This is a genomic window from Niveispirillum fermenti (assembly GCF_052474395.1).
In genome coordinates this window covers 1,773,752-1,793,328 of sequence record NZ_CP156681.1, presented here as the reverse complement: position 1 = coordinate 1,793,328, position 19,577 = coordinate 1,773,752, and the positions used below count along the sequence as shown (strand labels likewise).

General features: G+C 65.8%; 19 protein-coding genes, 1 tRNA gene and 1 pseudogene. 2 read left to right on the top strand and 19 right to left on the bottom strand.

All coding sequences use genetic code 11. The annotated features are described in order from the left end of the window. Positions 1-24: 24 nt before the first annotated feature. Positions 25-516 carry a hypothetical protein gene (locus ABC728_RS19690; protein ID WP_416618533.1) on the top strand — a complete coding sequence of 164 codons (492 nt, stop codon included), beginning with the start codon at positions 25-27 and terminating at the stop codon, positions 514-516. Here the strand turns inward: ABC728_RS19690 and ABC728_RS19685 are convergent. The 10 genes from ABC728_RS19685 to ABC728_RS19640 all read right to left on the bottom strand — a co-directional run bounded on the left by ABC728_RS19685 (position 507) and on the right by ABC728_RS19640 (position 12,722). Continuing rightward, on the bottom strand, positions 507-986 hold the full coding sequence (locus ABC728_RS19685) for a hypothetical protein (RefSeq protein ID WP_416618532.1): 480 nt from the start codon (positions 984-986) through the stop codon (positions 507-509). The genes ABC728_RS19690 and ABC728_RS19685 overlap by 10 nt on opposite strands. 223 nt (positions 987-1,209) lie before the next feature. After that, the gene (locus ABC728_RS19680) at positions 1,210-1,611 is read right to left on the bottom strand and encodes a hypothetical protein (RefSeq protein WP_416618531.1); all 402 of its coding nucleotides are present in this window, start codon (positions 1,609-1,611) and stop codon (positions 1,210-1,212) included. A 64-nt stretch (positions 1,612-1,675) separates the two neighbouring features. Next, positions 1,676-3,547: a DNA mismatch repair endonuclease MutL gene (gene mutL / locus ABC728_RS19675; protein WP_416618530.1), complete on the bottom strand. Its 1,872-nt coding sequence runs from the start codon at positions 3,545-3,547 to the stop codon at positions 1,676-1,678. Positions 3,548-3,641: 94 nt separating this feature from the next. Further along, complete coding sequence (locus tag ABC728_RS19670) at positions 3,642-4,928, bottom strand: pentapeptide repeat-containing protein (RefSeq protein WP_416618529.1); 1,287 nt, start codon at positions 4,926-4,928, stop codon at positions 3,642-3,644. A gap of 119 nt (positions 4,929-5,047) precedes the next feature. Beyond that, positions 5,048-6,691 (bottom strand): glucose-6-phosphate isomerase, encoded by a 1,644-nt coding sequence (gene pgi / locus ABC728_RS19665; RefSeq protein ID WP_416618528.1) that lies wholly within the window; start codon positions 6,689-6,691, stop codon positions 5,048-5,050. Positions 6,692-6,874: 183 nt separating this feature from the next. Then, positions 6,875-7,423: a hypothetical protein gene (locus ABC728_RS19660; protein ID WP_416618527.1), complete on the bottom strand. Its 549-nt coding sequence runs from the start codon at positions 7,421-7,423 to the stop codon at positions 6,875-6,877. Continuing rightward, positions 7,420-8,046, bottom strand: a complete 627-nt coding sequence (locus tag ABC728_RS19655) for a hypothetical protein (RefSeq protein WP_416618526.1) — start codon at positions 8,044-8,046, stop codon at positions 7,420-7,422. The genes ABC728_RS19660 and ABC728_RS19655 overlap by 4 nt, the downstream gene beginning before the upstream one ends. Before the next feature lie 169 nt (positions 8,047-8,215). After that, positions 8,216-8,689, bottom strand: coding sequence for a transcription elongation factor GreA (gene greA, locus ABC728_RS19650; protein ID WP_416618525.1), 474 nt, complete (start codon positions 8,687-8,689; stop codon positions 8,216-8,218). An 82-nt stretch (positions 8,690-8,771) separates the two neighbouring features. Continuing rightward, the gene (gene carB / locus ABC728_RS19645) at positions 8,772-12,056 is read right to left on the bottom strand and encodes a carbamoyl-phosphate synthase large subunit (RefSeq protein ID WP_445376465.1); all 3,285 of its coding nucleotides are present in this window, start codon (positions 12,054-12,056) and stop codon (positions 8,772-8,774) included. Positions 12,057-12,242: 186 nt separating this feature from the next. Continuing rightward, the gene (locus ABC728_RS19640; RefSeq protein WP_416618523.1) at positions 12,243-12,722 is read right to left on the bottom strand and encodes a hypothetical protein; all 480 of its coding nucleotides are present in this window, start codon (positions 12,720-12,722) and stop codon (positions 12,243-12,245) included. 217 nt (positions 12,723-12,939) lie between these two features. Here ABC728_RS19640 and ABC728_RS19635 point away from each other — a divergent pair, with 217 nt between their 5' ends. Further along, positions 12,940-13,833 carry a DMT family transporter gene (locus ABC728_RS19635; protein WP_416618522.1) on the top strand — a complete coding sequence of 298 codons (894 nt, stop codon included), beginning with the start codon at positions 12,940-12,942 and terminating at the stop codon, positions 13,831-13,833. A 109-nt stretch (positions 13,834-13,942) separates the two neighbouring features. On the opposite strand, the gene ABC728_RS19630 is transcribed toward ABC728_RS19635, so the two are convergent. The 9 genes and pseudogenes from ABC728_RS19630 to hisG form a co-directional block, all read right to left on the bottom strand. After that, a tRNA-Phe gene (locus tag ABC728_RS19630) sits at positions 13,943-14,018 on the bottom strand. A 129-nt stretch (positions 14,019-14,147) separates the two neighbouring features. Next, positions 14,148-14,345: a DNA gyrase inhibitor YacG gene (locus ABC728_RS19625; RefSeq protein WP_416618521.1), complete on the bottom strand. Its 198-nt coding sequence runs from the start codon at positions 14,343-14,345 to the stop codon at positions 14,148-14,150. After that, the gene (locus ABC728_RS19620) at positions 14,338-15,522 is read right to left on the bottom strand and encodes a ribonuclease E/G (RefSeq protein ID WP_416618554.1); all 1,185 of its coding nucleotides are present in this window, start codon (positions 15,520-15,522) and stop codon (positions 14,338-14,340) included. The genes ABC728_RS19625 and ABC728_RS19620 overlap by 8 nt, the downstream gene beginning before the upstream one ends. Continuing rightward, positions 15,522-16,181 (bottom strand): Maf family protein, encoded by a 660-nt coding sequence (locus ABC728_RS19615; RefSeq protein ID WP_416618520.1) that lies wholly within the window; start codon positions 16,179-16,181, stop codon positions 15,522-15,524. The genes ABC728_RS19620 and ABC728_RS19615 overlap by 1 nt, the downstream gene beginning before the upstream one ends. Before the next feature lie 16 nt (positions 16,182-16,197). After that, on the bottom strand, positions 16,198-16,416 hold the full coding sequence (gene infA, locus ABC728_RS19610; protein WP_028097283.1) for a translation initiation factor IF-1: 219 nt from the start codon (positions 16,414-16,416) through the stop codon (positions 16,198-16,200). 148 nt (positions 16,417-16,564) lie between these two features. After that, positions 16,565-17,005, bottom strand: coding sequence for an arsenate reductase ArsC (locus tag ABC728_RS19605; protein WP_416618519.1), 441 nt, complete (start codon positions 17,003-17,005; stop codon positions 16,565-16,567). A gap of 11 nt (positions 17,006-17,016) precedes the next feature. Then, positions 17,017-17,499 (bottom strand): UPF0262 family protein, encoded by a 483-nt coding sequence (locus tag ABC728_RS19600; RefSeq protein ID WP_416618518.1) that lies wholly within the window; start codon positions 17,497-17,499, stop codon positions 17,017-17,019. 40 nt (positions 17,500-17,539) lie between these two features. After that, positions 17,540-18,840, bottom strand: a pseudogene (gene hisD / locus ABC728_RS19595) (histidinol dehydrogenase). Further along, complete coding sequence (hisG, locus tag ABC728_RS19590) at positions 18,830-19,501, bottom strand: ATP phosphoribosyltransferase (protein WP_416618553.1); 672 nt, start codon at positions 19,499-19,501, stop codon at positions 18,830-18,832. Before hisG ends, hisD begins: the two are co-directional and overlap by 11 nt. Positions 19,502-19,577 lie beyond the last annotated feature (76 nt).

Genomic DNA, 19,577 nt, shown 5'->3' with positions numbered 1-19,577 from the left:
GGCCGGCCGGCGGGGCGGGCCGGCATGACCGCTCCCGCCAGCCGCTATCCACCCGAAACGCTGAAGGCCGACTACCTGCGCACGGCGCTCGGTCTGGCCGCCACGGCGGGACCGCTGGCGCTGGCAGGTGGTCAGGCGCACCCGCTTGTCGCCGTGCCGCTGGCGGCGGGGGCCGCCCTGTTCATCTGGCTGGGTGGCCGCACGCTGCTGCGCGGACGGGTACGGTATTTACTGTTGCCCGATGGGCTGGCAGTGGAAGGCGGGCTGTTCGCCGGCCTGCTGGCCTGGGACCGGATCACGGATGTGAAGCTGCGCTATTACGCCGTGAAGAAAGACCGGTCGGGTGGATGGATGCAACTGACGCTGCGCGCCGGCCGGCGGCGGCACAGTATCGAAAGCCAGTTGACCGGATTTGACGGCATCGCGGCCCGCGTGGCGGCCCTCGTGGTTGAACGGAACCTGCCGGTCGATGAGACGACGCGGGAAAATTTCATGTCACTGGGACATTATATGTGACGATCCCGCAGACCAGTCGAAGGGACTATGCCTTTCGGACCGGGATTATGACCGTAACGACGACCATGATTGCATTGTGCAACTGAAGATCGCGCTGCATTTCGATAGCCTGTCCCGTCCGCCGGCACCGACCACCAGCCCAGGAGGGTGGCAGTGCGGGCGACCAGGATACCGGCCAGCGCCCCAAGCGCGGATGGCAGGGTGGCCACGGCCGCCGCAATCAAACCACGTTCCAGGCCCGGCATGGAACTGCCCGGCGGCGGGATCGCCATCAGATGAGCCAACAGCACGCCGGCCGCCAGACCGATCACGCCGATGGCGGCCAGTCGCGGCACGAACAGGGCCAGCAGAAAGGCGGAGGCGGCCAGGATCGCCAGGGTGCCGGTCAGCGTGTCGGCCGTCAGGTCCCACAATCCGGCACAGGCGCCCAGCAGGGCGGCCAAGCCGGAAAGCAGCAGAATTTTTGTCATCGCCGTCATCGCACCGATACCTTCGATCCCGACCGCACCCATCGCGGTCATAGATCAAAGGATGGGGGCAGATTACGGCGAAAGCCGGACATGGGGCGGGCGGCGGCGGGGCGGCGCCTGGGTCTTGCCATGGCCCGCGACCCGCCGCCATCACTTGTCACAACGGAGAATAACAGATCCCGGTGAGTTGCGATCACCGGGACTTGGGATCATGGGACCGCCATCACTCCGCCGCCACCGCACGGCGCATGGGCGGGGTGAAAATGGCGACCTTGGGCAGGGGCCGGGCGGCCTGCAGCGCCTCCACCCCGGTTTCCCCCTCCACAGCTCCGACCTGTTCCCGGGCCTGACGGGACAGTTCGGCATGCTCGCGCACCAGATTGCGCAGCACGGCCCAATGGCGGCGAATGCTGTCCTCCACCTCGCGCAGGCGCATATCCGGCCCGGCAGGTTCTGCCGCCAGGGCGGCAAGAATTTCCGACAGGCCGACATCGTTCGAGGCATCGTCCAGGATGCGCAGCCCGGCTGGCAACCCGTCGAACCCGCCGGAACCCTTGGGTTCCCGTAATCGGGCGGGGCTGCCGGGCGATTTGCCGGCATGGGGGCGGTTCAATCGGTCTTGCATTCGGACCCTCCCGGAGAAACGGATAGTCCAGCAAAGCAAAGCCCGTGCCGCGCCCCATGCGCCTTCAGCGCCGGCCGAACAGCCGTTCGATATCGCCCAGCTTCAATTCGACATAGGTGGGGCGGCCATGGTTGCACTGTCCGCTATGGGGCGTGGCCTCCATCTGGCGCAGAAGGGCATTCATCTCGTCCACATTCATGGCGCGGCCGGCCCGCACGCTGCCATGGCAGGCCATGCGGGAACAGATCGCCTCCAGCCTTTCCTTCAAGGCAAGGGCATCACCCAGTTCCGCCAATTCGTCGGCAATATCCCGGACCAGCCCGCGCACATCGGCCCGGCCGCCCAGCATGGCCGGCACCTCGCGCACCACCACGGCACCCGACCCGAATGTCTCCAGCACCAGCCCCATTTCAGCCAGTTCGTCGGAACGCTCCCCCACCCTTTCCGCATCGGCGGGGTCCAGTTCCACGACCTCCGGGATCAGCAGCATCTGGCGCTTCACGCCCTCACCCAGCATTTCCCGCTTCATGCGCTCATAGACCAGCCTTTCATGCGCGGCATGCTGATCCACGATCACGATACCGTCACCGGTCTGGGCCACGATATAGGTGGCATGGACCTGCGCCCGCGCCGCACCCAGGGGGAAGCTGGCCGGTGGCGCGGCACCGGCCTCTCCTGCCTCGTTCCGCGCTGCGGGGGCGAAGCCGGCGGGCGGGACACCGACGGGCTGGGGCGCCTGGAAACGAAACGCCGCCTCCGCCATTTCACGCGCCACGGGGGGCGGTGCCTGGTGATGCGGGGCGAAGCTGTTGGCCTGCTGCACGGACGGCAGCGGCGGGGCGGGCTGCGGTTCCCAGAACAGTGCCGTCTGCGGTGCCACGCGCGGGGTCAGGCTGGCCAGCGTATCGGCGGCAACCGTCGTGCTGGCCCGGTGGCCGGCCGCCGCCAGCGCGTGTTTCAGCGCGCCCACGATCAGGCCACGGATCAGGGCCTGATCGCGGAACCGCACCTCCGTCTTGGCGGGATGGACATTCACATCCACATCCTGCGGATCCAGCGTCAGGAACAGGGCCAGCACGGCGTGACGATCCCGGGCCAGGAAATCGGCATAGGCGCCGCGCACGGCGCCAACCATCAGCCGGTCCTTCACAGGGCGCCCGTTCACGAACAGGTACTGGCCCGCGGCCGTCGGCTTGTTGAAGGTTGGCAGGCCGATATGGCCCACCAGGCGCACGCCGGCCCGCTCGGCCTCCACCGGGATCGCATTCTCCTGGAACTCCCGCCCCAGCACGGCCCCCAGGCGCGACAGGTGCGCGCTGCCATCGCCACCCGTGCTGGCCGCCAGCCGCAGCGGCGTCCGCCCCTCGTCGGTGACGGTGAAGGCGACATGCGGATGCGCCATGGCCAGACGTTCCACGATATCGATGGCGTGCTGGCTTTCCGTGCGGCTGGTCTTCAGGAATTTCAGCCGGGCCGGCGTGGCGAAGAACAGGTCCCGCACCTCCACCCGCGTACCGGGACCACCAGGGGCCGGCCCCACGGGATGTACGGCGCCACCTTCGACCAGGATGGCGCTGGCATGATCGGCATCGACCGTGCGGCTGGTGATGGCCAGGCGGCTGACGGCCCCGATGCTGGGCAACGCTTCGCCCCGGAACCCCAGGGTGCGGATATCGGTCAGGTCGCCATCGGGCAGCTTGGAGGTGGCATGCCGTTCCACCGCCAACGCCAACTGGTCCGGGTCCATGCCGCAGCCATCATCAGCCACCGCAAGCAGCGCCTTGCCCCCATCACGCAGGGTCACGTCGATGCGACGCGCACCGGCATCGAGCGCGTTTTCCACAAGTTCCTTGACGGCGGCGGCAGGGCGTTCAACCACCTCGCCGGCGGCGATCTGGTTGACGAGCGTATCGGGCAGGCGACGGATGATCGGCATGGCATGGTCATAGCACCGATTGCGGCCTGTGGCCAAGCCAGCCACAAGTTATGGGACCCTAAGCAAATTCTCCGAACGCCGCCCACACATGGTATCAGGGCAGTTTCAGCCCTTCGACCTCGGCCAGTTGTTCACGGCGCAGCCGGGCGCCGGCCAGGCGCGCCCCCGTCATGTCGGCCCCTTTCAGATCGGCCTGGGACAGATTGGCGAAGGAAAGGTCGGCGCCAGCGAAATTCACCTTCACCAGCCGGGCGCCCGTCAACCGGGCATAGCGCAGCCGGGCACCCGCCAGTTCGGCCCGCACGATGCGCGTGTCATCGATTCGCAGATAGCCCAGATTGGCTCCCGACAGGTCGGCATTGCCCAACTGGGCATCGGTCAGGTTGATGCCGCGCAGGTCGCAACCGGCCAGATTGGCACCCCGCAGATCGGCACCGGCCAGATTGCCCACCTGCATCTGTGCCGCCGACAGGTCCACGCCATAGAGAATGGCACCCGGCGCGTGCAACCGCGTCAGACAGGCATGCGACAGGCAGGTCGCCCCGCGCAGGTCATATCCCTTCAGATCCAGCGCCATGCCAGCCTGTCCGGCGCTGCCCACCCAATCGGCATGCAGCTTGACCATCTCTTCCAGCGGGCGCGGCAGATCGGCAAGGGGCCGGCCGGCCGGCTTGTCCGTCAGCGCCCCGTCCATGTCGGCTCCGCCCAGTTCGGTCAGGACCAGGACGGCACCGGTCAGCACCGCCCCCTTCAGGCTGGCGCCGCGCACATCGGCCCCCGACATGTCGGCGCCTTCCAGGATGGCCCCGTCCAGCGTGGCGTTGCGCAGGTTGGCACGCACCAGCTTGGTGCCCCGCATCACGGCATCGGTAAAGTCGGTATGCATGGCGACCGCACCCGACAGCTTGGCCTGGGACAGGTTGGCATTGGCCAGCCGGGCGCCCTGCATGTCAGCGGGGCTGGCGTCGCTTTCCACGACCACAATGCGCAGGCTGCCATCGGACGCCCGTTCGGCCAGCGACCCGTCGCGCAGATCGGCGCTGACCAGATTGGCCCCGGTCAGGTCGGCGCCGCGCAGGCTGGCGCCGCGCAGGTCGGCCTTCACCAGCGAGGCACCGGTCAGGTTCGCCTCCCTGATATCGGCCGCGAACAGGGTGCAGCAATCCAGATTGGCGCCGGCCAGATTGGCTCGCCGCAGCACGCTGCCCGTCAGGTCGGCGTGCGCCAGATCGCGACCGCCCAGGTCCAGGCCCGTCAGGTCGAAATTGGTCAGGATGGCGCGCGCACCGCCCATGCGGGCATTGCGGAACATCTCATGCCGCTTCACGACGGCGTCGAGCTGTTCCTGCGTTATCCTGTGATGCGGACGATTGTCGCCCAATCTGGCACTCCCCATCTGCGGACACGCCATCATGGCCCCGCACGGTGGAGAATTTCATTAAAATCCACCACCGTACGACAACGCATCAGGATAGCGCCACGGACCGGACGGGGTGCGGATCAGGCGACCTTCCCCCCATTCACCAGCCCGACCAGCCCGACCGTGCTGGCATCGTGGGGCTTCGTCCCCTGCCCTTCCAGTTCCGGCAGGATCACCTTGGCCAACTGCTTGCCCAGTTCCACGCCCCACTGATCAAAACTGTTAATGTTCCAGATCACGCCCTGGACGAATACCTTGTGCTCATAAAGCGCGATCAGCATGCCCAGGCGGCAGGGGTCCAGTTGATCCACCAGGATGGTATTGGTCGGGCGGTTGCCCGCGAAGACCTTGTGCGGCAGCAGGGCTTCCAGCGCGGCACCCGACCTGCCTTCCCTTTCCAGTTCGGCACGCACCTCCGCCTCGTTCTTGCCACGCATCAGCGCCTCTGTCTGGGCCAGCGTGTTGGAAAGCAGCATGGCATGATGCCGGCCCGTGGGGTTCTGGCTGGTGATGGGGGCGATGAAATCGCAGGGGATCAGGTGCGTGCCCTGGTGGATCAACTGATAGAAGGCGTGCTGGCCGTTCGTACCCGGTTCCCCGAAGATGATGGGGCCGGTGGCATAGTCCACCGGCGCCCCGTCACGGTCCACCGACTTGCCGTTGCTTTCCATGTCCAGTTGCTGGAGATAGGCCGGCAAGCGGGCCAGATACTGGTCATAGGGCAGCACGGCATGGGCCGCTGCCCCCCAGAAATTGCCGTACCACACGCCCAGCAGGCCCAGGATCACCGGCATGTTGGCGTCCAGCGGTGCCGTGCGGAAATGCTCATCCATCGCGTGGGCGCCGGCCAGCAGTTCCCCGAACCGTTCCGGCCCCACCATCAGGGCGATGGGCAGGCCAATGGCCGACCAGAGGCTGTAGCGGCCACCGACCCAGTCCCAGAAGCCGAACATATTGTTGGTATCGATACCGAACTTCGCCACCTCCGTGCTGTTGGTGGACACGGCCACGAAATGCCGCGCCACCGTCTCCGGCGTGCCGCCATTGGCCAGGAACCAGTCGCGGGCCGTGTGGGCGTTGGCCAGCGTTTCCTGGGTGGTGAAGGTCTTGGACGCGATGATGAACAGGGTCGTGGCGGGGTCCACGCGGCGCAGCACCTCGGCAATATGGGTGCCATCGACGTTGGAGACGAAATGCGCGGCCAGATGTGGGTGATGCCAGGGCGTCAGCGCCTGTGTCACCATGACGGGGCCCAGGTCGGACCCGCCGATGCCGATATTGACGATATCGGTGATGGGCTGGCCGTCATAGCCCCGCCACTCACCGTCGCGCACCTTGTGGCAGAAGGCGTACATCCGGGCCAGCACCTCCTGCACCCCCGGCATCACATCCTCACCATCGACCAGGATGGGCCGGTCCACGCGGTTGCGCAGGGCCACATGCAGGACGGCCCGGTCCTCCGTGATATTGATGCGCTGGCCGCCGAACATCGCATCGCGCATCGGCTCCAGCTTCTGCTGCAGCGCCAGACCGGTCAGCAGCGCCAGCGTCTCATCCGTGATGCGGTTCTTGGCATAGTCCAGCAGCATCCCGTCCAGCGCGATGCGGTAACGGTCGAACCGGCCGGCATCGGCCGCGAACAGGTCACGCAGCGCAGTGCCTTCCAGGCTGGCACGATGAGCGGCCAGCGCCTTCCAGGCGGGGGATCGGGTCAGGGCGGACATGGGTTCTCTCTCCGGCCGGAATGCAGGGGATTTCATGCGATTGATAGCATGAAGCCCGCGCGCCACAAGCGCGCAAACTGCTGCAAATCCACCGGGAACAGTGATTTTGACATCCGGGCAGAACGTAATCCGGCAAAAGAAACAGGCCGGCCGATTTCGTAATGCGGTTACGAAACGCACATTCTAGAAATTATCCTGATTGCCCTCATAGGGGGCCGGCTGACCCACGCGGTATCCCTTGTCCTGGTTGAAGCGCATGCTGACCTTGGCGTGGGCCATCTTGTCGCTGGCGGCCCAGATCAGATAGCGCCGACCGGCCTTCCATGACTGCACGACCTCGTCCGGGGCGTTGCGGGCCAGGTTGTTGAAATCGGGGTGGGTGATCATGGAGACAAAGGCCGTGTCACCGATATTCTTGCGTTCATCGAAGACATAGATCTGCGTATCGGCCACCTTCTCACGCTCGGCCTGCTGTTCGCATTCCTCGATGATCTGCTCCAGTTCGGCCAGTTCCACTTCCATCTGCCGCTGCTCGCGTTTCAGGGCCAGCGTGGCCCTGGCATGCTCTCGCACGGCCTGGCTGGCGTTATGGACGCGGCCCTGATGGCCCTGGTGCTGCCGTTCGGCGCGCCGCAGGCGCTGGCGCACATTGGTCATGACCTGCAGCGCCACCACACCGCCGCCCAGGATGCCGAACCACAGGGGCAGCGCATCGAACAGCCGATCCATCATCCCGTCACCCGCTCGCTCAAGGCCGCGGCCAGTTCGGCATTCTCCAGGGCGGTCATGTCATCCCCCTCGCTCTGCGGCTCGGAAATCTCGGCCACGAAGAAGCCCGTGGCAGGGGGAAAGGCGCGCTCGGCCAGAATCTTGGCATCGCCGATGGTGGAGGCCCAGATCACGACCTGCTGGGTACGCGCCCAGCCCTTGGACAGGAAAGGATGTTCCTTCTGGTCCATCTGCGCGCGCTGAACATGGCGGTTCACGACATGGGCGATGAATTTGCGCGCCGGCCGCTCCGTCCGCAGGAAAGCATCCTCCTCCCCCTGCACCCGCAGCAATTGCGAACGGGCGATCTTCATGTCCGTGATCTTCTTGTTGACCATGTAATGGCGGCGGCGGGCCGATTTCACCTTGGCGTCCAGCTTCACCAGCACGGGCAGCAGGGTCTGGCGCCGGGCCTGCAGACGCTGCGACAGCGCGCCCAGCCGCTGCATGCGCGCTTCAAGGCCGACGCCCTGCTGGCGCTTGCGCAGGGCGCTTTCGACCGAATGCGCGATTCCGGTGCCCAGCAGATAGGAGATGCCGGCGATGATGAAGAAGGCAATCGCCGCTTGGGCAAGTTTTTCCAGCATGGGAAAGGCACCGGGCCGCAATGACGGGAGCCCCCGCCGGGCCAATGATTATAGATCGAAGTACCTGCCCGGCGAAAGCATTGCCGCACGGGCGCCACCATCAAAAGCCAGAACCCGCCACGGCCGGGGCCGGGCGGGTTCTGGACATGCGGCATCTGGTCGATACCGTTTACTTGAAGGCGATGCCCACGACCTCATAGCTCTTGGAGCCGCCTGGGGTCGTCACCTCGACGCTGTCGCCGACCGACTTGCCGATCAGCGCGCGGGCCAGCGGGCTGGTGATGCTGATCATGCCCTGCTTGATGTCGCTCTCATCCTGGCCGACGACCTGATAGGTCACCTCCTCATCGGTGTCCTCATCAGCCAGGGTGATGGTGGCACCGAACTTGACGGCATTGCCGGACAGCTTCGTCGGCTCGATCACCTCGGCCCGGCTGATCTTGTCCTCCAGCTCCATCACACGGCCTTCGATGAAGCTCTGGCGCTCCCGCGCCGCGTGATATTCCGCGTTTTCGGACAGGTCGCCATGCTCACGGGCCTCTGCGATCGCCTTGATCACGGCCGGACGCTCGACGCTCTTCAGATGCTTCAACTCATCTTGCAGCCGGTTATACCCCCTGGCCGTCATGGGAACTTTTTCCATCGTGCCCTATCCCAAGTAAGGTAGCCCAGAAAAACAAAAGCCCGCCGGAGCGGTCGCCCGCCCCGCCGAGATCCGCCTGTCCTCAGTACGAACCGCTCAAGTAGGACTGGAGCGGAGCCACGTCAAGACCGCCGGCTTTCAGCGCCGAGATGGCTTCGACCGCCGCCTCGGCCCCGGCCACCGTGGTGTAATAGGGGATGTTATTGGTCAGCGCGGTGCGGCGCAAGCTGAAGCTGTCGGACACCGCCTGCGACCCTTCGGTCGTGTTGAAGATGAGCTGAACATCGCCATTGATCATGGCATCGACGATATGGGGCTGGCCCTCGACCACCTTGTTGATGGCCGCGACCTTCACGCCGTTTTCGGCCAGGTGCCTGGCCGTCCCGCGCGTGGCAACCACCTTGAAGCCCAGTTCCAGCAGCTTGGCGGCCACCGGCACCATGGCGGGTTTGTCGCGCTCGCGCACGGAAATGAACACCGTCCCTTCCTTGGGCAGGGTGACGCCGGCGCCCATCTGGCTCTTGGCGAAGGCCATGGCGAAGTTGCGGTCCAGGCCCATCACCTCGCCCGTCGACCGCATTTCCGGCCCCAGCAGGATATCCACGCCGGGGAAACGGTTGAACGGGAAGACGGCTTCCTTCACGGCCGTGTGCGGCGGGAACGGACCGGACAGCTTGAACTGGCCAAGCTTCTCGCCGGCCATGATCCGGGCCGCGATCTTGGCGATGGGCGTGCCCGTCGCCTTGGCCACGAAGGGCACCGTGCGGCTGGCGCGCGGATTGACCTCCAGGATGTAGATGTCGAAACCGTCGGTGCCCGACCCGTCGGCCGACTGCTTGACCGCGAACTGGATGTTCATCAGGCCGACAACGTTGAGCCCCTTGGCCAGCTTCACGGCCTGGACCGACAATTCATCCACCACGGCCTTGGACAGCGTATAGGGTGGCAGGGCACAGGCGCTGTCGCCGGAATGGATGCCGGCCTCCTCGATATGCTCCATGATGCCGGCGACATAGACTTGGCCGTCGGCATCGGCCACGGCATCCACATCCACCTCGATCGCGTCCTGAAGGTAGCTGTCGATCAGCACAGGGTTCTTGCCCGACACCTTCACCGCGGTGGCGATGTAACGGCGCAGGCCGGCCATGTCATGCACGATCTCCATGGCGCGGCCGCCCAGCACGTAGGACGGGCGGATGACCACGGGGAAGCCGATCTGGCCGGCGACCTTCTCCGCCTCTTCCAGCGAACGGGCCAGGCCATTGGCGGGCTGGCGCAGTTCCAGCTTGTGCAGAAGCTGCTGGAAACGCTCGCGATCCTCGGCCAGGTCGATGGCGTCGGGCGTGGTGCCCAGGATGGGCAGGCCGGCCTGTTCCAGGGCGGTGGCCAGCTTCAGCGGCGTCTGGCCGCCGAACTGCACGATCAGTCCCTTGACCTCGCCGTTCTGGTTTTCCTTCTCCACCAGCTCGATCACATCCTCCGCCGTCAGCGGCTCGAAATAGAGGCGGTCGGCCGTGTCATAGTCGGTGGAAACGGTTTCCGGGTTGCAGTTGACCATGATCGTCTCATAGCCCGCCTCCTGGAGTGCATAGACGGCGTGGACGCAGCAATAGTCGAACTCGATGCCCTGACCGATGCGGTTGGGACCGCCGCCCAGGATGACGACCTTCTTCCTGTCGGTCGGCGCGCTTTCGCATTCCGCCGGCTCCAGGCCGTTGCCTTCGTAGGTGGAATACATATAGGGCGTGCGGCTGGCGAACTCCGCCGCACAGGTGTCGATGCGCTTGAAGACCGGGCGCACGTCCAGCGCGCGGCGATGGGCCGACACGGCCGATTCCGGCTGGCCCGTCAGCGTGGCGATACGGGCATCGCTGAAGCCCATGGCCTTGATGCGGGCCATCGCCTGCGCGTCCAGGCCTTGCACGCCCGTGGCCCGGATGGCCTCCTCCTCCTGCACGATCGCCTGGATCTGGCGCATGAACCAGGGGTCGTACTTGCACTCCTCATAAATCTGCTCGATGGTCCAGCCATGGCGCATGGCCTGGGCCACCATCAGCAGACGCTCCGGCGTCGGGCGACTCAGCATGTGGCGCAGGCGGGCATCGTCGACATTGCCGCTGGCATCGCGCAGGTCGATCTCGTCGAAGCCGGTCAGACCGGTTTCCATCCCGCGCAGGGCCTTCTGCATGCTTTCGGCGAAGGTGCGGCCGATGGCCATCACCTCACCGACCGACTTCATCGAAGTGGTCAGCGTATTGTCGGCGCCGGGGAACTTCTCGAACGCGAAGCGCGGGATCTTCGTGACGACATAGTCGATCGTCGGCTCGAAGCTGGCCGGCGTGGAACCGGTGATGTCGTTGTCCAGTTCATCCAGCGTGTAGCCGACGGCCAGCTTCGCGGCGATCTTGGCGATGGGGAAGCCCGTGGCCTTCGATGCCAGCGCGGAGGAACGGGAGACCCGGGGGTTCATCTCGATCACGACCATGCGGCCGGTGTCGGGATGGATGCCGAACTGCACGTTCGACCCGCCCGTATCCACGCCGATCTCGCGCAGCACCGTCAGGCTGGCATTGCGCATGATCTGGTATTCTTTGTCGGTCAGCGTCAGGGCCGGGGCGACCGTCATGCTGTCGCCCGTATGCACGCCCATGGCATCGATATTCTCGATCGAGCAGATGATGATGCAATTGTCCTTGCTGTCGCGGACAACCTCCATCTCATACTCTTTCCAGCCCAGGACCAACTCCTCGATCAGCACCTCGTTCACGGGGCTGGCGCGCAGGCCGCCGCGCACGATGTCTTCGAACTCCGCGCGGTTGAAGGCGATGCCGCCGCCGGTGCCGGCCAGCGTGAAGGACGGGCGGATGATGGCGGGCAGGCCCACGAAGGCCAGCGCGTCCAGGGCCTCGTCATAATTCTTCACGACGCGCGACCGCGGGCTTTCCAGCCCGATCTTGTCCATGGCGTCGCGGAACTTCAGCCGGTCCTCGGCCTTTTCGATGACATCGGCCTTGGCGCCGATCATCTCGATCCCCAGCCGGTCCAGGGTTCCGTCGCGGAACAGCGACAGGGCCGTGTTCAGCGCCGTCTGCCCGCCCATGGTGGGCAGCAGCGCGTCAGGCCGCTCCTTTTCCAGGATCTTGGCGACCATGGCCGGCGTGATCGGCTCGATATAGGTCGCATCGGCCAGACCGGGATCGGTCATGATGGTGGCCGGATTGGAGTTGACGAGGATGACGCGGTAGCCTTCCTCCTTCAGGGCCTTGCAAGCCTGGACGCCGGAATAATCGAATTCGCAGGCCTGTCCGATGATGATCGGACCCGCGCCGATGATGCAGATGGATTTGATGTCGGTGCGTTTCGGCATGATCAATCGGACCGTCTTTTTCGGGCGGGAAGGGCGATGTGGTCGCGCCAAAACGCCCCCCGCTCCACAATGGGTGCGGGGGGCGCCCGGCTGAGGGGCCTATATAGAGAGGTCGCCTTCCGAATTGAAGTGCCCAGCTTGGGGCGCTGGGATGCGTGTTGCGGGATGCAGGGGGGACGTGGCCCGTCACGGACCGATATAGAAGCGGCGCAGATCCTCCTGCCGGGCCGTGAAGACGGCGCAGCGCGTCGTGTCCTGATCGCGGAAAAAATAGACCGTATCGTCTTGTCGCCTGTGCAACGGGTCGTAAAGATTGACGGCCATGCGGCCATAGGCCACGCCGAAAGCCCGTTCCCGCGGGCCGAACGCACGGTAATGCAGGTCGATCAACTGCATGAACCGGCCGGCCCGGCACAGTTTCGATAATTCCGGGTTGGCGGTGAGCTGGGTCCGGCCCGCCTGGTCGAACGCATAGACGATGCGGTCGCGGCGCTGCGGCACGGGCCGCGGCGGCAGGCGGCCCGGATCGATCCAGCTCTGCCAGGGCAGCTTGCCCATCCCGCCGCCCTGCTCCGGTCGCGCTGCCGCCGGCCGCTCCGCCCAGGAGGGGCCGGCAGGCACAAGCAGACACAGGGCAAGCAGCCAGGAAAGGCAGGAACGCGACATGGGACCAGTCGGTAACAGGGACCAGACGCCGCCATATTGCCTGCCCGCACCCCCCGGCACCATCCCTATCGCCCCTTATCGGCGACGAGCATACGAAAGGACAGGTCGGGCCGGCCATATGAACGGCCCGCAGGGCAGACCCCAGCCCATTGAAACCGCTGGACGGCGCCCCTTGGGTTGGCAGCAAATGGGGCGCCGAACCGATGAGGACAGGGTGATGGGTACGCGGCCGAACATGATCGTGGAACTGGGGCTGCTGCTGGTCCTGGCCTGCCTTTGGGGGGCATCCTATACCTTCATCAAGATCGGGGTGGAAACCATTCCGCCCGTCACCCTGATCGCCGTGCGCACCCTGATCGCCGGAGGCCTTCTGGTCGCAGTCATGGCCTGGCGCCGCCTGACCCTGCCGCGCGATCCGGTGATCTGGCGGCGCTTCCTGTTCCAGGCCTGCATGAACAGTGCCCTGCCCTTCACCCTGGTGGCCTGGGCGGAACAAAGCACCGATGCCGGCCTGACGGCCATCCTGAATTCCACGACACCCATCTTCACCTTCCTGCTGACAGCCTTCGTCACGCGGCATGAAGCGGTGACAGCGCCCAAGCTGTTCGGCGTGGCCGCGGGCATGCTGGGTATCTGCCTGATCATCGGGGTGCAGGCGCTGGACGGGCTGGGCCGGGAACTGGGCGCACAGCTGGCCATCGTGGCAGCCACCGTCAGCTATGCCGGGGCCGCTGTCTACAGCCGGAATTTCAAGGGCCTCTCGCCCCTGGTTCCGGCAGCGGGGTCCATGCTGTGCGGGGCCATGCTGCTGGTGCCTGTCAGCCTGGCGGTGGAAAGGCCCTGGACGCTGACACCGTCCGGCCAGTCGATCCTGGCGCTCTTGTGCCTGTCTGTCTTCTCCACCGCGCTGGCCTTCACCATCTATTTCCGGCTGGTCCAGACATTGGGGTCTGTCGGCACCACGGCCCAGGCCTACCTGCGCGTGCCCGTCGGTGTCGGTATCAGCCTTATCGTGCTGGGCGAAACCCTATCGCCCACGGCCTGGATCGGTCTGGCCTGCGTATTGGCCGCCGTCATAGCCATGACAATGCCGGCCCGCCCTACCAAGTAACCAGGACTGGGAAATCGGCACGTGACGCTAAAAATAAACTAAGAAAACAAAAAACCCCTCCGATTTTACTGGAGAGGTTTGGCAAATTAAAGAATATGACTTTCTGAAGTGGTGCCCAGGGACGGAATCGAACCGCCGACACGGGGATTTTCAATCCCCTGCTCTACCGACTGAGCTACCTGGGCACACCGCACATCAAGCACCAGAGCGTCTTTTGTTCACCGCCGCCCGGTGTGGAGCGCCTTATAGACAAGCCGTTCGGGGCTGTAAAGCATTGAATTACGGCGCCCGGGAAATTTTCCCGAAAATTTTTCTCAAGGTTCCTGCTCCCCCGCCTCGTCCTCCACCGGGACGCGGTAAACCTCGCCCAGCCAGCGGGACAGATCCACGTCGGCACAGCGCTTGGAACAGAAAGGGCGAAAGTCCGGCACCGGCGGCTTGCCGCATATAGGACAGCCGGCAGCCTTGCGGGGGCGCCGGGCGCTGGACAGGTCGATAGGGTCGTCACTCATGTCTTGTTCCTTGTTCAGCCCGGCTTCCGCCGACCAGATCGGCCAGGGGTGGGCCGCGGCGCGCGCGTGTCACCTCCACCAGGCCCAGACGCGACATGCCATAGACATGGGTCGCCACGGCGTCGTCCGCCACCGCCGTGGACAGGCACTGGATCACCGCCTCCCGGTCACCAGCCCGCGCCATGTTCACGAAATCGACCACCACGATGCCGCCGATATTGCGCAAGCGCAATTGCCGCGCGATTTCCCGGCAGGCATCCAGGTTGGTTGCCAGGGGATTGCCGCGTTCCCCGCCATTCACATCGATGACGGTCAGCGCCTCCGTCCGGTCGATGACCAGGGAACCCCCCTGTGCCAGGGGCACATGCCGATCGGCCAGGGCGGCGATGGCGCCGTCCAGGTCGCCCTGATCGAACAGCGCATCGGGACCCTTGTGCAAGGTCACCAGGGGCAGCAGGTCGGGCGCCAGGCCCAGGCAGGCCGTTCTGACAGCTGCCAGCGTCTCCGGCCCTTCCACCCGCACCTCTGCCAGCCCGTCGCGCGGCAGTTCCACCAGGGCGCGACGGATGGCATCGGGGGCAGGCAACAGGAGAGCGGGCGCCTGTCCCGACACCGCCGGCCGGGCCCGGTGCGCATCGGCCAGCAACGTTTCGGCCTCCGCCAGCACCAGGGCGGGATCGGCGTGCAACGCCTCTGCCCGGACGATCCAGCCGCCCCCGTTGGGCAGGTCCTGCGACAAACGCTGGCGCAGGGATGCGACGACCGGCCCCTTGCCCAGGCGTCGGGAGATATGCAGGCCGTCGCCAAGCGGGTTGTAGACCAGGAAACGGCCGGGCAAAGACAGGTCCATGGTCAGGACCGCTCCCTTGCCGTCATGGGCGTCAGCCTTGACCTGCACGGTAATGGTCTGCCCCGTGCGCAGCAATTGCCCGATCCGTGCATCACGCCGGCCGGGCCGCACATCGCCTGCGGCCAGGAAGCCTGCAAGGCTGTCCCCGAACTCCACAAAGGCGGCGTCCAGCCCGGAAACCAGCCGCCCGACACGCCCCTGCACGATGGCACCCTGCCAGACGGGCCGATCGACATTGTCGATGGCCAGATCGGTCAGCACGCCATCGGACAGCAGCGCACAGCGCCGCAAGGGGCCGCGCCGGTCGATCAGCAGCCGGCGGCGCATCAATCTGCGACGCTGGTCCGGACCGCGGCGGCGGCCAGGGCAAGCGCATCAATGCCGGCCGCGCGCAACATCCCCGACACCTCGGTCAGGGGCAAACCCACAACATTGCTGTAGCTGCCGCCCATCTGCCGCACGAACAGGCTGGCAAGCCCCTGGATGGCATAGCCGCCGGCCTTGCCCTTCCAGTCGCCGGTGGCGATATACTGATCGATCTCGGCGGGCGACAGGGTGCGGAAAATCACCTGGCTTTCCACCACCCGGTTCCAGCACCGCCCGTCGGCCCCGACAAGGGCCACACCGGTATAGACCCGGTGCCGCCGGCCCTGCAGAAGGGCCAGACAGCGGCGTGCCGTGTCGGCATCGTCGGCCTTGGGCAGGATGCGGCGCCCCAATCCCACCACGGTGTCGGCCGCCAGCACGACCGCCCCCGCATGGCGGGCGGCCACGATGGCCGCCTTCTCCCGCGACAACCGCGTGGCATGGGCGGGGGGCAGTTCATCCTTCAGGGGTGTTTCATCGATGTCGGCCGGATCGATCATGTCCGGCACCAGCCCGATCTGAGCCAGCAATTCCCGCCGCCGGGGCGACCCGGAAGCCAGAATCAAGCGCGGCCGGTCCTTGCCGGAGATATCGGGCGACGCCGCCGCGCGTATATTCATGCCCAATCCCTGCCGCTCACTTGAAGCGGAAGGTGATCCGACCCTTGGTCAGGTCGTAGGGGGTCATTTCGACATTGACCCGGTCACCGGCCAGCACGCGGATGCGGTTCTTGCGCATCTTGCCGGAGGTGTGGGCCAGCACTTCATGCTCATTGTCGAGCTTCACGCGGAACATCGCGTTGGGCAGCAGTTCAGTCACTGTGCCAGAAAACTCGATCAGATCTTCCTTGGCCATGTTTTCCTGATTGCGGGAGCCTAAAACGCGCACATAGGTGATGGCCGCAGGGCCCGCGGTCAAGTGTTTTCAGCAGAAAGCAGGGGCGTTTCCCACGCCGGGCATGGCTGGGGCGGGACGGGTGGGTTCCCGTGCGTATCGCTGCGGTTCACGATGCGGCGAAGCGTTTCTTCAGGCGCTTCAGCAGCGTATCGCGCACCTGCCGGTAGGCGTCGAGTCGTGCCTCCCGGCTGCCTTCGACCAGCGTGGGGTCGAAGGTGTTCCAGAATTCCACGTCACAGGCCGTGGTACGGGTCATTTCCACGGCACGGTGCTGCGCCTCCGGTGACAGGGAGACGACCAGATCGAAGCTGTCATCCTCCAACTGATCGAATGTCTTGCAGCGGTGACGGGACATGTCCACACCCAGTTCCGCCATGACGGCCGTCACGAACGGATCGATCTCCCCTTCCCGCACGCCGGCGCTGTCGACATAGATCGACTTGCCCATCAGCATCTTCAACAACCCCTCGGCCATGGGGGAGCGGATGGAATTGTAGGTGCAGGCGAACAGGACGCTGGAGATACGGGTCGGATTGGTCTCTGCCATCGACGGCGCCGTCAGCTACGGATGTGCAGCACGCAGATGAGCGTGAACAGACGCCGGGCCGTATTCAGGTCCATCTCGGCCTTGCCGGCCAGCCTTTCCCGCAGCAGTTCCGACCCCTCGTTGTGCAGACCGCGCCGGCCCATGTCGATGGCCTCGATCTGCGAGGGCGACGCCGTCTTGATCGCCTTGTAATAGCTGTCGCAGATCATGAAATAATCGCGCACGATGGTGCGAAACGGCGTCAGCGGCAGGGTGATGCGGGTTAGCGCACAATCATCCTCCCGCCGCAGGTCGAAGACCAGACGATTATCCTCCGTCGACAGGAACAGGCGGAACGGCCCTTCCTCCGGCGTCTCCACCAGGGCGAAGCTGTTCTCGTCCAGAAGGTCGAACAGGGCGACGGCGCGCTCATGCTCCACCTCCATGTTGCGGCGGATGACATTCTTCTCCACCAACTCGACATGGGCGATACGGTGGTTCGGCGCGGTCATCATCCCTCCCCGGTCGTGGTCGTGGCTTGCTGCCAGCCTGCTTTCATGCGGTGCGATTGGCAAGCCGGATTGCAACCGACAATGCGTGCGCGCCCAGTCCCTCCGCTTCGGCCAGGGCCACAGCGGCCGGCCCGATGGCCGCCAGGCTGTCGGGGGAACAGCCGACCAGTGTCGTGCGCTTCATGAAGTCCAGCACGTTGAGCCCGCTGGAGAAGCGGGCCGACCGGGCCGTGGGCAGCACATGGTTGGGGCCCGCTACATAATCACCGATGGCTTCCGGCGTGTGGCGTCCCAGGAAAATGGCCCCGGCATTGCGCACCCTTCCTGCCAGACCGTCCGGATCGGCCACGGCCAGTTCCAGATGCTCCGGCGCGATGCGGTCCACCAGGGCCACCGCCTCGTCCATCGCACCGACCAGGATGATGGCGCCATGCGTGCGCCAGCTTTCCTCCGCGATCCGCGCCCGCGGCAGGCGGGCCAGATGGGCATCCACAGCCGCCGCGACGGCGTCGGCGAAGCCGGCATCGTCGGTGACCAGGATGCTCTGGGCGGAGGTGTCGTGCTCGGCCTGGGACAGAAGGTCGGCCGCGATCCAGGCGGGATCGTTGGCGCCATCGGCAACGACCAGGATTTCCGACGGTCCGGCGATCATGTCGATGCCCACCGTGCCGAATACCTGACGTTTGGCGGCCGCCACAAAGGCATTGCCGGGGCCGGTGATCTTGTCCACGGGCGAAATGGTCGCCGTGCCATAGGCCAGTGCCGCCACGGCCTGCGCCCCGCCGATGCGGTATATCTCCGTGACGCCGGAAAGCTTCGCGGCCGCCAGGACCAGGGGATTGACCACGCCATCGGGCGTGGGCACGACCATGGCGATGCGCGGTACGCCCGCCACCTTGGCCGGGATGGCATTCATCAGCACCGACGAGGGGTAGGAGGCCGTCCCCCCGGCACGTAGAGGCCGACAGCCCCCACGGGCGTCCAGCGCGCGCCCAGGCGCACCCCGGCGGCGTCCGTGTAGAAGTTGTTCTCCACGGCCTGCCTACGATGGAACGCCTCGATCCGGTCGGCAGCCAGCTTCAGCGCGTCCAGCGTGCGGGCATCACAGCGGGCGACCGCCGCCTCCACCTCCGCATCGCCGACGACCATGCCTTCCGGTGTCAGGTCCAGCCGGTCCCAACGCCTTGTATAGTCCAGCACGGCCGCATCGCCGCGGGCGCGCACATCGGCCAGGATGGCGGCGACGGCGTTGTTCAGGTCTTCCTGCACTTCCCGCTTGGCACCCAGCAACGCCTGGAACCGGGCCTCGAAATCGGGATCACGGGTGGAGAACTTAACCGGCATTGCCGATACCCTCCTGGAAACGGTCGATCCAGCCCTGGATCTCGCCATGGCGCGTCTTGAAGGCGGCCCGGTTCACGACCAGACGGGAGGAGATGTCGGCGATATGCTCGATCTCCACCAGCCCGTTGGCCTTCAGCGTGCTGCCCGTGGACACAAGGTCGACGATGCGGCTGCACAGGCCCAGGGTCGGGGCCAGTTCCATGGCGCCGTTCAGCTTGATACATTCGGCCTGCACGCCGCGCGCCGCGAAATGGCGCCGGGTGATCTCCGGATATTTGGTGGCTACGCGCACATGCGACCAGCGCGACGGATCGTCCTTCCCCGACAGGTCCGCCGGCTCGGCCACGGCGATACGGCACCGGCCGATGCCCAGGTCCAGCGGCGTGTAAATCTCCGGATAGTCGAATTCCATCAGGACATCGCTGCCGCACACGCCCAGATGGGCCGCGCCGAAAGCCACGAAGGTGGCCACGTCGAAGCTGCGCACACGGATGATCTTCACATGCGGCAGGTTGGTATCGAAACGCAGGGCGCGGGATTTCGGGTTGTCGAAATCGGCTTCCGGCTCGATCCCGGCATGATGCAAAAGCGGCCTCACCTCTTCCAGAATCCGGCCCTTGGGCAGGGCCAGCACCAGCAGGTCATTGGCGGCGGGCGACATCATGTCCTGGACGCTCCAGGTGGGGGAAGGGGCTGACTAAATGGCACGCCCGCATGCCGCTCGTCCACCCGCCGCA